This window comes from Rummeliibacillus pycnus, assembly GCF_044359855.1.
Classification (GTDB): domain Bacteria; phylum Bacillota; class Bacilli; order Bacillales_A; family Planococcaceae; genus Rummeliibacillus; species Rummeliibacillus pycnus_A.
On record NZ_CP132291.1, the window covers coordinates 3,961,610 to 3,976,036 of the forward strand.

At 34.0% G+C, this 14,427-nt stretch carries 17 protein-coding genes; 14 read left to right on the forward strand and 3 right to left on the reverse strand.

Going from position 1 to position 14,427, the window contains the following annotated elements:
* Positions 1 to 2: 2 nt before the first annotated feature.
* The 9 genes from Q8X41_RS19435 to Q8X41_RS19475 all read left to right on the forward strand — a co-directional run bounded on the left by Q8X41_RS19435 (position 3) and on the right by Q8X41_RS19475 (position 9,745).
* Positions 3 to 4,079 carry a hypothetical protein gene (locus Q8X41_RS19435; protein ID WP_397537877.1) on the forward strand — a complete coding sequence of 1,359 codons (4,077 nt, stop codon included), beginning with the start codon at positions 3 to 5 and terminating at the stop codon, positions 4,077 to 4,079.
* Positions 4,080 to 4,089: 10 nt separating this feature from the next.
* Positions 4,090 to 4,956 carry a phage tail domain-containing protein gene (locus Q8X41_RS19440; RefSeq protein WP_397537878.1) on the forward strand — a complete coding sequence of 289 codons (867 nt, stop codon included), beginning with the start codon at positions 4,090 to 4,092 and terminating at the stop codon, positions 4,954 to 4,956.
* A 12-nt stretch (positions 4,957 to 4,968) separates the two neighbouring features.
* A complete protein-coding gene (locus tag Q8X41_RS19445; protein ID WP_397537879.1) occupies positions 4,969 to 5,832 on the forward strand; it encodes a hypothetical protein in 864 nt (287 codons plus the stop codon).
* A gap of 17 nt (positions 5,833 to 5,849) precedes the next feature.
* Positions 5,850 to 7,031, forward strand: coding sequence for a DUF6273 domain-containing protein (locus Q8X41_RS19450; protein WP_397537880.1), 1,182 nt, complete (start codon positions 5,850 to 5,852; stop codon positions 7,029 to 7,031).
* 15 nt (positions 7,032 to 7,046) lie between these two features.
* Positions 7,047 to 7,259, forward strand: coding sequence for a hypothetical protein (locus tag Q8X41_RS19455; RefSeq protein ID WP_397537881.1), 213 nt, complete (start codon positions 7,047 to 7,049; stop codon positions 7,257 to 7,259).
* Between the two features lies 1 nt (position 7,260).
* The gene (locus tag Q8X41_RS19460) at positions 7,261 to 7,404 is read left to right on the forward strand and encodes an XkdX family protein (protein WP_397537882.1); all 144 of its coding nucleotides are present in this window, start codon (positions 7,261 to 7,263) and stop codon (positions 7,402 to 7,404) included.
* 99 nt (positions 7,405 to 7,503) lie between these two features.
* Positions 7,504 to 8,076, forward strand: coding sequence for a hypothetical protein (locus tag Q8X41_RS19465; protein WP_397537883.1), 573 nt, complete (start codon positions 7,504 to 7,506; stop codon positions 8,074 to 8,076).
* 92 nt (positions 8,077 to 8,168) lie between these two features.
* The gene (locus tag Q8X41_RS19470; RefSeq protein WP_397537884.1) at positions 8,169 to 9,365 is read left to right on the forward strand and encodes a siphovirus ReqiPepy6 Gp37-like family protein; all 1,197 of its coding nucleotides are present in this window, start codon (positions 8,169 to 8,171) and stop codon (positions 9,363 to 9,365) included.
* An 89-nt stretch (positions 9,366 to 9,454) separates the two neighbouring features.
* Positions 9,455 to 9,745, forward strand: coding sequence for a hypothetical protein (locus Q8X41_RS19475; protein WP_397537885.1), 291 nt, complete (start codon positions 9,455 to 9,457; stop codon positions 9,743 to 9,745).
* A gap of 188 nt (positions 9,746 to 9,933) precedes the next feature.
* Here Q8X41_RS19475 and Q8X41_RS19480 read toward each other — a convergent pair whose 3' ends face one another.
* A complete protein-coding gene (locus tag Q8X41_RS19480) occupies positions 9,934 to 10,056 on the reverse strand; it encodes a hypothetical protein (protein WP_397537886.1) in 123 nt (40 codons plus the stop codon).
* A 175-nt stretch (positions 10,057 to 10,231) separates the two neighbouring features.
* On the opposite strand from Q8X41_RS19480, the gene Q8X41_RS19485 reads away from it, so the two are divergent.
* The 5 genes from Q8X41_RS19485 (at position 10,232) to Q8X41_RS19505 (ending at position 12,346) form a co-directional block, all read left to right on the forward strand.
* Positions 10,232 to 10,387: a hypothetical protein gene (locus Q8X41_RS19485; RefSeq protein WP_397537887.1), complete on the forward strand. Its 156-nt coding sequence runs from the start codon at positions 10,232 to 10,234 to the stop codon at positions 10,385 to 10,387.
* A gap of 40 nt (positions 10,388 to 10,427) precedes the next feature.
* The gene (locus tag Q8X41_RS19490) at positions 10,428 to 10,904 is read left to right on the forward strand and encodes a hypothetical protein (protein ID WP_397537888.1); all 477 of its coding nucleotides are present in this window, start codon (positions 10,428 to 10,430) and stop codon (positions 10,902 to 10,904) included.
* 128 nt (positions 10,905 to 11,032) lie between these two features.
* Positions 11,033 to 11,287: a BhlA/UviB family holin-like peptide gene (locus tag Q8X41_RS19495; RefSeq protein ID WP_397537889.1), complete on the forward strand. Its 255-nt coding sequence runs from the start codon at positions 11,033 to 11,035 to the stop codon at positions 11,285 to 11,287.
* Positions 11,284 to 11,535 carry a phage holin gene (locus Q8X41_RS19500; protein WP_397537890.1) on the forward strand — a complete coding sequence of 84 codons (252 nt, stop codon included), beginning with the start codon at positions 11,284 to 11,286 and terminating at the stop codon, positions 11,533 to 11,535. Before Q8X41_RS19495 ends, Q8X41_RS19500 begins: the two co-directional genes overlap by 4 nt.
* A 1-nt stretch (position 11,536) precedes the next feature.
* Positions 11,537 to 12,346 (forward strand): GH25 family lysozyme, encoded by an 810-nt coding sequence (locus Q8X41_RS19505; protein WP_397537891.1) that lies wholly within the window; start codon positions 11,537 to 11,539, stop codon positions 12,344 to 12,346.
* A gap of 43 nt (positions 12,347 to 12,389) precedes the next feature.
* On the opposite strand, the gene Q8X41_RS19510 is transcribed toward Q8X41_RS19505, so the two are convergent.
* Positions 12,390 to 12,623: a helix-turn-helix domain-containing protein gene (locus tag Q8X41_RS19510; RefSeq protein WP_397537892.1), complete on the reverse strand. Its 234-nt coding sequence runs from the start codon at positions 12,621 to 12,623 to the stop codon at positions 12,390 to 12,392.
* Between the two features lie 828 nt (positions 12,624 to 13,451).
* A complete protein-coding gene (locus Q8X41_RS19515) occupies positions 13,452 to 14,228 on the reverse strand; it encodes a hypothetical protein (protein WP_397537893.1) in 777 nt (258 codons plus the stop codon).
* Between the last annotated feature and the right edge of the window lie 199 nt (positions 14,229 to 14,427).

Below are 14,427 nucleotides of genomic sequence, written 5' to 3' on the forward strand. Positions count from 1 at the left end.
GTATGTCAGTTGATAAGTTTAATGCCATTGTTGGTGCTAACATAAAGAACTTTATTTCAAAAATGAAACAAGTTGATCAAGCGATAAGAAAAACGGCAACAGGTGCTAATGCTAATATTGGTGCCAATGTACGTGAGTTTAATCGCAAGATGATGTTAGTACGCAAGTCGCTTACAGGTCTTCAATATAAGCGAAGTGATGCAAACATCGGAGCTGACATAAGCCGTTTTAACAAAGCTAACGCAATGTTAAAGGCTAAGATGCTTGCCTTATCTAGCTCAAAAGTGGTTGTTCAAGTTAAAGCAGACTGGAACAACTTCCGTGAAGGTTGGAAAGCTGGTCAACAAATGATGGGCAAAATCGCATCATCAATGAGGAATTTTGGTGAGATTATTGGTACATCATTACAAGGTGCATTTATTTCTGTATTGCCAGCGATATCACCTATTATAGCCAATTTAGGTGGTCTAATTGGTTCACTAGGCCCAGTAATAGGAACAGTTGCAGGACAAGCTGCAGGTTTAGGTGCAGCATTTACAGTTGCTTATGCAAGTATTGGTTCTGTTGCAATGATGGCAACATCAAACATTAAAGCCCTCTATGAAAAAAATGCTGTATTGAATGAATCACAAAAACAGACGAAAGCATCTATTGAGAGTGTTAAAGCTACATATCAAAGCTTAACTCAAGCAACACAAAAACCGATTTTGTCTGCAACTAATAAGGCTATGCAGGTAACAAATAGCATTCTCAATACTCTAAAGCCTTTATTTGTTTCAAGTGCTCAAGCAGTTGATAAATTGATGTCTAGCTTGCAAAAGAATATTGATTCTCCACCAATTCAGAAGTTTCTAAACTACTTGAATACGACTGGTGCACCAATGCTCATAAGATTTGGACAGGCGTTTGGAAACGTATTTAAAGGTTTAGCAAGCATGTTAACTGCATTTGCACCACTAGCAGATAGCACATCAAAAGGCTTTTTATCAATGACGCAATCATTTGCGACTTGGTCGGCAGGGTTGAGTAAATCAGAGAAGTTTCAAGAGTTTATTACCTATGTTCAAACTAACATGCCAAAGATTAAAAGTATTTTTAGTGATGCAATTTTAGGCATTGTAGGCGCGTTTTCAGCATTTGCTCCAATGAGTTCGGATATGCTTACTTCATTGCAAAACATGATGTCTAAATTTAAAGAATGGGGCCAATCTCTTTCTGAAAATAAAGCATTTCAACAGTTTTGTGATTATGTGGTTCAAACCGCACCATCAGTAATGTCGCTAATCGGAAATTTAACAACATTTATAGTCAATCTAGGTATTGGGATGGCACCATTAGGTGCAAAAATCCTTGAATTAGCTAATAGCTTTTTATCTTGGACCAATAATATGATGTCTAGTAATCCAGTTATAGGTCAAATAATCGCGATTGTTACATCGCTTACAGGTGTGATTATGGTAGTATTGCCATGGATATTGAGTGTTGGTACAGGATTTTTAAAGATAATCCCTTCTATTACTTCATTTGCATCAAGTATCTTTGGCTTAATACCGAAAATTACATCAGTTGCTACAACTATTATTAATCTAGCATCTAAGGCACTCCCTTGGTTGATTAGAGGATTAGGATTGCTCACTGGACCAATCGGTATAGCAGTAGCTGTTATTACAACACTTATTACAGTCGGAGTTGCTCTATATAAAAACTGGGATACGATTAAAGAAAAATGTACAGAGTTAGCTAAAGTCGTAGTTTTGAAATTGGGTGAATTAGCTGCAAAAGGTATAGCTAAATTTAATGATTTAAAAACACAAGCAACTACTAAGATAAACGAACTTAAGTCAAAAGTGATATCTATAGTCGCAAATTTAGTAGTATCAGCAGTAAATAAATTCAACGAATTAAAAACTGGTGCGATCAACAAAATCACAAGTCTTGTTACTAGTACGGTTAACAAATTTAATGAATTAAAGACATCAGCAGTCAATAAAGTAGTTTCATTAGTTACAGGTGTAGTTAATAAATTTGGCGAACTGAAAACGTCTGCATCCAACAAAGTTTCTGAAATGGTGTCTGCTGTAACTAATAAGTTCCGTGAGATGGTTAGCGCAGTAGGAAATAAGATGTCAGAGATTAAGGGGAAAGTAGAAAACGGCTGGAATAAAGCCAAATCATTCTTGGATGGCATTGACCTAGTGGCAGTTGGTAAGCACATCATACAAGGCTTGATAAACGGTATTACTTCTAAGGTAAAAGATGTTGCTAGTGCTGCAAAATCAGTTGCAAAAGCTGCCAAAGATGCAATTACCGGATTCATGGATATCCATTCACCCTCTCGTGTTATGGATCAACAAGGTCAATATACAGGTCAAGGTTATGCTCGAGGTATTTCTAAGACAAAAGGAATTGTTTCTAAGTCTGCAAGATCAGTTGCGGCTGCAGCTAAAAAGGCATTTAATGAAGGTATGCGTGGGCTAGATCTTAAACTACAAGCTGGCTCAATTAGTACTTCAAGCTATGTAAAACAAGCTAAAGCATTAGGGAATAAGTATAAGTCGGTTGCAAATGCTCAGAATGTAGTTGCAGCTAAAATCCAAAAGGCTACAACTGCAAAAGCAGTGCAAGCTCAAAAAGAACGTCATGCAAAACAAGTAAAGTTACAACAAGACTTCAATGCTGAATTAGCTAATCTAAATAACAAGTATAGCGCTGGCAAAATAGATGAATCACAATACATTAAGTCATTAGAAAACATGAAATCCAAGTATAGCAGTGTAACAAATGCTATTTCTAAGATAGATGTAAAGATTTCTAAAGCAAAGAAACAAATGATTAAAGAACAGTTTGATGATGATAAAGCTTACTATGAGAAGAAATTAAATGCTGGTAAATTGACAGCTGCACAAGAAGTTCAACTCCTTACAGATATGTCTAAGAAGTACAAGAAAAACAGTGAAGAACGTGTATACTTTGAGCAACTAGCAGCGAACAAAAAGAAAGAAATCTATGATGGATTGATAGCTCTAAACGAAGAGTTTACAGCAAAAATCCAAGAAGCTAATCAAAAACTGATTGATGGCGAAAAGGCTTTAAATGATGAATACGACAAAACCTTAGCAGATCGTGCTAATACAATTAAAAACTTTGTGGGTATTTTTGATGAAATACCAGATGCTGCTGAGACCAGTGGCCAGCAGTTGAAAGACAACTTGCAAGCACAAGTAAACACAATACGTTCTTGGTCTGAAAACATGGCAAGTTTAGCAGCTAGAGGAATTGACAAAGGATTACTACAAGAGTTACAAGCATTAGGTCCGAGTGCTGCAAGTCAAATCGCTGCCTTAAATACTTTATCTGATACAGAGTTGCAAGATTATGTAGGCTTGTGGCAAGAAAAATCAGAACTTGCTACGAATATAGCAACTTCTGAATTAACAGATTTACGAGCAAATACAGATGCACAGATAGCACAATTACGAACTGATACTGCAGCGCAACTTGCAACATACAATGCGGAGTGGCAAACAGCTATTAAAGACCTTACAGGTCAAACAACTGACAAGTTCAATGCTCTTACAAAATCAATGCCTCAAATTGGTCGTAATGTCATCAAGGGTATGCAGAATGGTTTAACAGAGCTTACACCATCTTTACTTGCTCAAGCTCAATCGATTGCAAATTCTATTAAAGAGACAATTCAATCGGCTTTAGATATTCACTCACCATCTCGTTGGGGTGACAAGATGATTGGTCAAAATTTAATCCTTGGCATTAGTAATGGTATGGAACGCATGAAATCTTATGCTGTTAAAACTGCTCAAAACGTTGCGGATGGTGTTAAAACACAACTTGCTGAATCATTAGTACAAACCGATGCCTTAGGTTATAGTGCATCGCTACAATCTACAGTTAGCAAAGAATTAGCTGTTAAAGTCAAGGTAGAAGTTGATGGAGATAATGGCTCTGGTGGAGGTACAGCCGAAATCCATAACCACTACAATACCCGTCCAATGTCCGAAGCTGAAATGGCTAGACAACAAAAACGCCAGCTTCAAAAACTTGGTTTGCAATTCGTATAGGAGGTCACAAATGGAAACAGCTACTTTTACAAACAGTAGAGGGGAGTCAGTGAAATTTGCTGATGCTCCTTTTTATTTGCAAGAAATTACGGGTCTTGGTGATGTATCAGCACAAATTCAATCTCAAAAAAGCCCCTTTCAAGATGGTTCAACATATCTTGATGCAATCTTAGATGAACGTGAAATAGGGATTAAATTTTTAATTGTTGCTGATAATTCACAATCCTATGGCGATGTATCAAAAATGCGTACGCAGGTTGCTAGGATACTTAACCCAAAGCTAGGACCAGGGATTTTGAGGTATGAAAATGATGCAGTGGTGAGAATCATCACTTGCGTTGCCGATGGTGTTCCAGAATATCCAGATGGTTCAGATCGAGTAGAAAAAATTCAAAGTGCTTCAGTATCACTTGTTGCTCACAATCCATTTTGGAAATCACTTGCGATTGAAGAAGAACCGGCTTTTAAGCCTTTATTCCAATTCCCTTTTAGTCAACCATTTCAAATGGGGATTCAACGTGATGAGAGAATCATAGACAACAACGGCGATGCACCAGCACCATTACAAATTGAATTCTTTGGTCCAGCGTTGAACCCTATGATTTTGAATCGAACAACTAATCAAATTATCAAAGTTAACCAAGAATTATTAGAAGGAGAACGAATGATAATTGATACAGACCCAGACGATTTCGGAGTTTATTTTGTGGATGAAAAAGGTAATGCAAGAAACGTCATGCACTGGCTAGACTTAGACTCTTCTTTATCTACCTTTAGACTAACACTCGGAGAGAATGAGATTGCTTATACAGCGGACAGTAATGTGCAAGGAGCGATACTGAATTTATCATGGAAAAAGCTTTATAACGCAGTTTAGGAAGGTGAAAAAATGGCAGAAATATTTAAGTTTTTTAACTCGGCTCCCGGTGATGAACGCTGGCATTATGCAAGCGACTTTGCGGACTATTTTGGAGATGTACTTTCAAGTGGTTTGTTACTTAGTGAAAATGCTTATGGACTAATGGTGAAAGTTAATTCTGATACTTTAGAAACTTATGTAGAGCCTGGTAAAGCATTAATCAAGGGTCACTCATATAAAAATACGTTACCACTTTATTTGCAACATGATTTACCAGAAGTTTCACAAAACCGTATAGACCGTATTGTCCTAAGACTTGATTTAAGTAACGCTAATCGTTACATTCGCGCGTTTGTGAAGAAAGGAACACCGTCAAGTAATCCAGTTCCACCAGAATTACAACGTGATCAGTACATTTGGGAATTATCACTTGCCAAAATATTAGTAAGAGCAAATACAGCCACTTTACTAGCAGATGATTTAACAGATGAACGAAGTGATGAGAATTTATGCGGAATAGTTCAGTCTTTAATTACAGTACCAACATCAGTATTCCAACAACAATATTCATACTGGTTTGGTCGTTTTTCAAATGAGAAGCGTTTAGAGTTTGAAGATTGGTTTAATGAAGTAAAATCTACACTTTCGACAAACACAGTCAGCAATCTATACACCTTGATTGAAGCGTTGGACATTCGAACTGACATCTTAGAAGAACAAATGATTGATACCAACAGCAACCTAATTGACGTAGCGATTGAACTTGAAATGTTGAAAGCTTCATTATTAACAGGAGTTAACGCAAACATCATGATTGAAACATTCCAAAACTTGAATGATATAGAGTTAGTGAATGGTATTTATGATACTACGAATAAGAGACTTTATATTTAGAAAGGAGAGTGATTTCAATGGTACAAGCGATTAGTAATTTATCTGTTGGGAGTTTAGTCAAAGACCCATCTGCTAATTATAACTGGATTATTATTGAACAGGGTAGTGGATATACTACGTTAATAAAAGAAACGGTAGCCGATTTAGTAAAGTTTTCATCAAATGCTGGCGTCTATCCAAATTCAGAATTAGATACGTATTTTGGAACAACATTTTATAATACGCTATCTAATGATTTAAAAAGTAAATTATTAACTACAACAATAGTATCGCATACAAATGATACTATTGTTGTAGATTTAACACGACTAATTTATGCATTATCATTGTCAGAAATAAGCGGTGGAACTTTTGAAGGGTCTCTAATACCATATTTTAGTTCAGATAGTAGACGTACTGCAGGTGGACAATATTGGACTAGATCAATTGTGCCTAACGACTCCACAAGTGTATATTGTGTAGTTACGTACGGTGGTATAAATGGACAAGTCGGTAAATACTCAACATCTACTTACGCTAGACCAGCAATGCGTATATATTCTAGCACAACAGTATCTGATACAGCTTCATCTGGAGTATATAGCCTAGTATTCAACGAAGCACCAACAATCAGTGGTTCAGATACAAATGTTGGTCAAAAAACAGACCCATTCACATACGATTACACAGTCAATGATGCTAATAGCACAGACAACTTAACAATCACAGAAAAAGCTAATGGAGTTACAATTCGTACCATTACAAATGCTGTGCGTGGTCAGAAATACACAGCTGACTTATCCAGTGTGTGGAAGCAAATGCCAGTTAATACAGCAACTACACTTACTATAACTGTGAGTGATGGTTCTTTATCAACCACACGAACAATCACATTTACACGTAAGGAAGATAGAGTAGTTGCATACTTTAAACCGGCAAGTCTTATACCTGAATCAGTTCAACCTTTGGAAGTATTAGTTCGAGTGATCCGTACCATTGCAACAAATGCAGATTTTAAAATATTCATTTGTAATAACGGATTAGATACTTCGCCTACTTGGGAAGATGTAACATCGGCAGTATTAGCAGGGGAAGCATACAAGTTCACAAACCGAATGAAAACAGCTGAAAATTATGCAGTCAACGTAAAAATCCAAGTCCTTAAAAATACAGCTAGTACTTATAGCTATATTAAGGCTCTTGGATTTTCTTATATTTAGAAAGGCGGTGTGACTATGTTACAAGTTATTAAGAAGAAAGATTTGTTTGAATTTAGAATAGAAAAAGAGCAAGAACAACAAAAAGAACAAGGTATTGAGAACACACAAAATGATGTAGCAACAATGGTATTTGAATCTATGCAAGACAAAATGAAAATTAGCCAATTGGAAACGGATCTTGGAAATGCAGTAATTGAAATTATGAATCTAAAAATGGGAGCGATGTAACATGTGGTACAATACAGTGAAAAGATTTTATGATTTGAAACACCCTTTATATACTGATGAAAGTCTTAAAGGGTTTGTAGTAACGAATATGATTTCTACAGAACAGTATGAGATAATTACAAGTATTGAATATGTAGCTCAGTAAACGCAGTCAATCGATTAGCGTTATTTTTATTGTCAAAAGTAGCTGAAATTTATCAAAGGTAAACTCTTCCGCTTTGTCGAAGTTTAGAGATAGAGAGGAGTGAGTATAATAGACAGCGAAATTAAAGTCGAAAAAAACATTTCAAACTTTACTAGTTCAGTAAGAATAGCTATAAAGAATGAGAATTGGTATGCAGCTTTAACAACAGCTTTAACACTACCTGATATTTGTGGTGAATTGGAAAATCCAAAGTTATATTCAAGCAAAAGATATATTCAGTGGTTTGATGAATATATGCTTTCTAAATATACTGTTGAGACACAAGGTCAACAAGAAGTTCATTTAAATGGAAATGATGCCTATGCCCTAAGATGCTCTTATTTGCATGGCGGTTCTGCAGATATTAGTGACCAGGATAAACAAAAGGTGCTTTCACAGTTTATATTTATGGCCCCAAAGATAGTAGATGGAGAATTCAAAGGTTCACACAATAATAGAGTTAATACTAGTTTAATATTAAGAGTAGATAGATTTTGTGAAGATGTATGTACTGCTATAGAATCATGGGTTTTGAAAAATAAAGCAAAATCAGAGATTCAAAACAGGGTATCAAATATGGTAAATATCCATGAAGGTAGTGTTATAGTTGATGGAGTTTTAATAGAATTATAACAATTATTATTTGTAAAAGCACACTCAAATGGGTGTGCTTTTTATATGCCTTCCACAGTTATTGTGATGGGTATTAATTTTGCAATAATGAGGTGAGGTGTGTCATGTTATCACTAAGAATCATAGACCTAGAATTTAATCTAATCGATGAACTAACCAAATATGAATCTTTACAGCTTACCCGTAAACACCATGAAATCGGTGATGTTGAGCTTAAAATCAATCGGTATATGCGAGGCGCAAGTGAGCTAATAAAAGATAGGATCATATTTCCACATAACCAGTTGCACAAGGTATATCAGATTAAGCATCGAGAAATAGAGCTCGATGAAAACGGAAAGGAGACAGAGAACTGGATCATCAAAGCAAAACCGTTGAAAGCATGGCTTACTCAACGACTGATTCTACCGCCAGATGGTAAATCGAATGATGTAATCAACGATAGTGCGGAAACGGTCATGAAGCACTATGTAAATGTTTGTGCTGTTAATACAGTTGATGCAAAACGAAAAATCCCTAATCTAGTTATTGCTCCTGACCAAAAACGAGGAGATACAATTAATCGCTCAGCCCGTTTCGATGTCCTTTCTGATGAAATGACTACTATATCACAACAGAGCGGTTTGGGTTGGAACATCAGCGTAGACCTAAAAAATAAACAGTTTGTATTTGATGTGGTAGAAGGTGTTAACAGGGTTGCAATTCAACGGGATAATCCACCTGTCATTTTTTCTCCTGAGTTTAATAGTCTTAAATCGATGGGATACACTGAATCTTATCTTGATTACAAAAACATGGCTTATGTTGCTGGTCAAGGTGAGGGAGTTGAAAGGCGTATCATTACGATTGGTGATACTGAAACAGGTTTAGATCGCTATGAATTATTCGTTGATGCTCGAGATGTTGAAGAGGTTACTCAAGAAGACGGTACAGATGAAAGTGGTATGTCTACGACAGTAGATGTACCAAGACCAACTGCAGATATTGAAGCTGATTTAAGAGACCGAGGCAATGAGAAATTAGATGAGTATAAACAAGAAATTTACATGGAAGGACAAATCCTTACAAAGTCACCATTTGTTTATGAAAGAGATTGGGATTTAGGTGATATTACCACACAGAAAAATAAAGACTGGGGTATTACCATGGACGCTCGTATAACCGAAGTAAAAGAGATCTACGAAGAATCAGGAATGCGTATCGAAGTAGTGTTTGATAAAGATAAGCCTGATTTTATCAGTATATTGAAACGTAAATTTAATTCATTAAATCCAGTAGTTAAACGATAGCCGATAAGTCTTTTTTATTTTTTGGGAAACATCTATAATTAAATTACACTTCAATTTTTGATTGAAAACAGTATAAGGAGGGGAAGATATTGAAAGTATTAAGAACAACTTATATTAATTTAACAAAAGTTCAAACCATCCAATTTCCGTTTAACCATGAATTTTTAGGGATTAAATTAGATGGTGATTTAGTAAAAGTAGCCTATATTGAAAATCAAATTCAAGATGGTTTTTGTGATATGGAATTCCGAATCTATCAACCTAATGAAGTGATTGATTTTGACTCAAATTCGTATGCATACATTGGACTAATAGAACACAATGATCTAGACTATCATGTTTTTTGCAAAAATGTTCGTCAAATTCAAGATTTTAGATAAGCTATGATCTGAAAGTACATGTAGACTTTCGATTGAATGTCAGGAACATGATGAGCAACAAACTTAGTCAATCGACTAGCGTCATTTTTATTATCTGAAAGGAGCAGACAGTTTATACTGAATGCTCTTTTTCTTTTACTTATTTATTAATAAATTCATACAAAGGAAACGTAAAATTAAAGTGTTTCCTATCGACTTGATAAAACTTGTTCTTTGATGATGGAATAATTATAAAGATCACTTAAAGTAGTTACTTCAACTTCATCAAGTTCAAATAGTGCTATAGGCGTTTCTTGAATGATAATATTCATGTATTCACATCCGTTTATAGTAAAGAAAACATAACAGACAAAGATTTAAATTAACAAGCACAATTATGTACAAGAGGTGAAATATAAATAAATTATCAGTAACAAACGTAATTTACTAAAGGTAAACTCTTCCTCTTTGTCGAAATTTAGTAGATAGAGAGGAGATGAATTTTTTATGACTTCGGAAAGAGAACTTCAAAAGATGTTAGAAAATGAAATTATTAAAATAGTAAATAAAGAAAATGAAAAATTGCAAAAAGAAATTGATTCGTTGAAACAACGAGTAGTTGCATTAGAAAAGAAAGATGATAAAAGAACGAAATTTATTTAAGAGATAGTATTTCAAAAGTTAGGATATGAGGTGTTAAAAAATGCTAGTCATAGTAGATGGTGTTCATTTTGATGGCATTAATGTTTTAATTTCTAATAAAGAAGAACAGGGAGAAATTAAAGTAATTGAATTTTCTTTAATTGTAAATGGAGAATCTGAAAAGAAATTATATGAAAACTCTCTTGGATCTGGAATTGTTGAAATAAAAATCCCTGAAAAAGAAATTGAAATAAAAGCTAAAAGAAACGTATATTCATATTCTTACCAAAAAGATAATTTCGGAAATAAGAAGTATGAACTTAATGTAACATACGAAGAAACAGACGGAAAAGAACCATGGTCGCTTCAAGTAGGACAATCAGTGGTTAGTATGATAAACTGGACAGAAATAACCGCATTGTTTGAGTTATTGGAGTCAAAAAATCTTATAACAAAAGAAGAATTTACTGAAAAAATAAAAATTGTAAAAGAAAGAGATTCTGAAAAAATGCATAATTATCTTTTTAAAGGAAAATAAATTTACAAAACACATCCAATTGGGTGTGTTTTTATATAAAATTTTTTTAGCGTATCTATGAGGATGCGTTTTTATTATGCCAAAAATCAAATTAGCCTTTTTACGGCTCATAAAAGTAGGTGCAGTCAATGGATGTAACAGCAGCAAGCGAAATAGCAACAAGCCAATTCGTGTGGTCTATATTATGTATAGCATTAGTGATATACGTCATGAAGCAATCAGAAAAACGTGAAAACAAACTTATGCATCATCTGGAACGCTCTGATGAATCGCAAGAGAAAACAGCAATTGCATTAGAAGGTATTAATCGAAGTTTAACATCACTAGAAAGTCGTGTGGATCGCATCGAAAAATACTCAGTAGAAAAGGATGATGTAAAATGACAAAAGAAAAGTTAAAACAATATATTGCACTTTTTGGAGGATTGCTATCAGCAATCCTTTTATTTTTGCAATCAATTGGAATTGGATTTACTTGGTATACGAAAGAATCTATCGGTGCTTTTGTGAATGTTCTAATAGCTGCAGTACCTTTCATCTTAGTCATTTATGGAGTTTGGAAGAATAGTTATATCGTAACAAAACAAGCACGTGAACAAGAACAACACTTAAAAGAAAAGGGGTTAAAATAATATGGGGAAAATCGTAGATATCTCAAAATGGCAACCAAACGCTGATTACAAGGCTTTAGCTACTGACTGTGACCTAGCAATCCTACGAGTACAGGATGGATCTACAACAAAAGATTTGGTTTATCAAACCCATGCAAATGGTTGCGATAAATACAAAATTCCTTTTGGTGTCTATGCTTTCACACGTTTTATTAGTGTTGAGGATGCTAAAGTTGAAGCTAGAGACTTTTATAATCGTGCTACAGCTGGTGGACACAAACCGAAGTTCTTTGTTGCCGATGTAGAAGTGGCAACTATGAAAGATATGAGAGCAGGTACCAATGCATTTATTGCAGAACTGCGAAAACAAGGAGCTAAAAAAATCGGTATTTATGTAGCTCATCATCTATACGATTCATTCAACTTAGACTATTCAAAATCAGACTTTGTATGGATTCCACGTTATGCTGCAGATGGTAAATCTATAATTGAACCTAAGTATCCTTGTGATTTACATCAATATACGGATAAAGGAACAATTGCAGGAATTAATGGAGGAGTGGACTTAAATCGATTAACAGGTAGCAAATCGCTTAAATGGTTTACTGGTGAGGAAAAAGTCACTCAAGTAAGTAAACCTGTAAAAACATCTTCCACTACCAATAAGACAACAAATAACAAAGTAAAGAATACCATCTATACAGTGAAATCAGGAGATACTTTAAGCGCTATTGCTCACAATAACAATTCAACTGTTGCAAAGCTTCAAGCATTGAACGGAATAAAAAATCCAAATCTAATTTATGCTGGTCAGAAAATTAAATTGAAATAAGTAGGTAAAAGCCCCTTACCAATATAGGCGAGGGGCTCATTTTTTAATTAGTTGGTTCAGGTCCATACCATTTCTCCATAGCCTTAACGGTTATAATCCATTCTCCCCGTTTTGCATCAGGTAGTTTAAAGTGCTTAATCAAACCTTCTTCTTTCAATTGTTGCAGTTCTACAGCCATTTTATTGGTTCGCCCCTTCAACCGTTCTTGCATTGTTGATGTAGGAATTCCCCACCGAAAGGCAGCTTCAGTCGGAGTCATATAATTATCAATGTCCATTTTCTTATTCCTTTCTTTTTAAAAGTTCTTTCTGCTCATTTAAGAGTTTTTTCTTTTGACGTTCATAATACAGTCCTCTAAATTTCAATGCCAGAATTGCTAACCAAAGAATCACAAGTATCGATAATAAAATTTTCATATCATATATGGTATACTTAGAAAAGAGGGTGGGGATTAACCCCCACGTCTCATTTTTCTGTTTTCTAGCCGTATCTTTTCAGCTTCTTGTTTACTCTTCGTTCCATCGTGCCAGATTTTTCGAAGTGTAACTAAGCTGGTAAGTACGGCTATTATTGTTACTAAGTATTCCACTTATTCACCGCCTTTCTATATACTAATAATAACACATTATAACATGTTGTTCAATAGTTTTACTGAAATTAATTTACTTATTTTCCATTTTAATTCTATATATAGAGGAATTAAGGCCTATTTATTGAATTATATAAATAGGAGGGGAGAGTGGATGGAATATAATATTGAACAAATTAAATTAGAATTGCAATTACTTAGTGAAGAATTAAGAAAGCTTAAAAAAGAAATTATTGAAGTGCTTCAAAGTTTTAATACATAAAAAATAATTAATATTTATCTAAATTAGGTGACCATCTTTGAACTTTAATATGGTTTTGCATAAGCTGTTATTAAGGTAATGGATAAGCTATATATACAAATACTTTTTATATTTCATATTTATTACCTAAACAATTTTCTTTAACTTTCTTCCTTTTTTAAGCAGAAAAAAGCCCCTCACCTATATTAATGAGGGGTACATTTTTATTTAAGCGTATATATCATTATTTATCCTAAGAAAAGTAGATGCGGAAATTATTTACCAATACCTTTACTACGTAACATATCTTCTAATTCTGCTTTGATTTCTTCTTGAGTCATATCACTAACTGGATCATATTCTCCATCAGAATTATAATCTGCAGGATTATCTGATGGGCCATCTTTCGGTACAAATTCACCGTTTTCATTATAATCAGCAGGGTCTTTAGAAGGTGCGTAAGGGTCAGCTTCAAGTTGTTCTTTTGTATAATAATAATTTTGTTTATTATCGACCGTTGTATTATCAGTATCTTTTTCTATATCTTTTTCTAGATCCTTTTTTTCTTGTTTAGATGCAAATTTATCAAATAGTTCATTAGAAAAATATTCTTTTCCATCTACAATATAACTATCAATCCCAATATGAAGGAATGGATTAGCAGTGGTATGTTTAGACGCTGGACTCTGTACGATAAAGTCTCCAAATTCACACTTAGAATCATCATTGCAATCAGGAAGATCCTTTTCTGTATTAAATTCTTCAAGTGAAGATTTAAAGATATTATATCTTTCATATAAATTCATCTTATCAAAATCATCGTTTACCTTAACAATGACATCTACAGCATATTTTTTATCTTCATCCGGCTTTTCTGAGATATTATAAGATATTTTATCTATGTAAGAAGCTAAATCACTAGATTTTAATACGCTAGTCATTTCTTCATTTTTATCTATTGTTGGTGGTTTCATTTTAATATAAAAACCAATAGTAAAAAGGATAACGATGAGAACGACTGAAGCAATAATTGTATACATTTTTTTGTTCATTTAAAATCTCCTTTATCTAACTTAATCCAAATTAACTATATCAAATTAACTATATAAATAGTAGTGGATACCTAAAAAATTTGTAAGTTATTGAAAAATTGAATACAAAAACAAAAGCCATGTTACCAATCTATGATGGTATGGCATTTTTTTATGCTTGAAATAAGAACGAATGTTCTATATAATAACTAAAAACGAA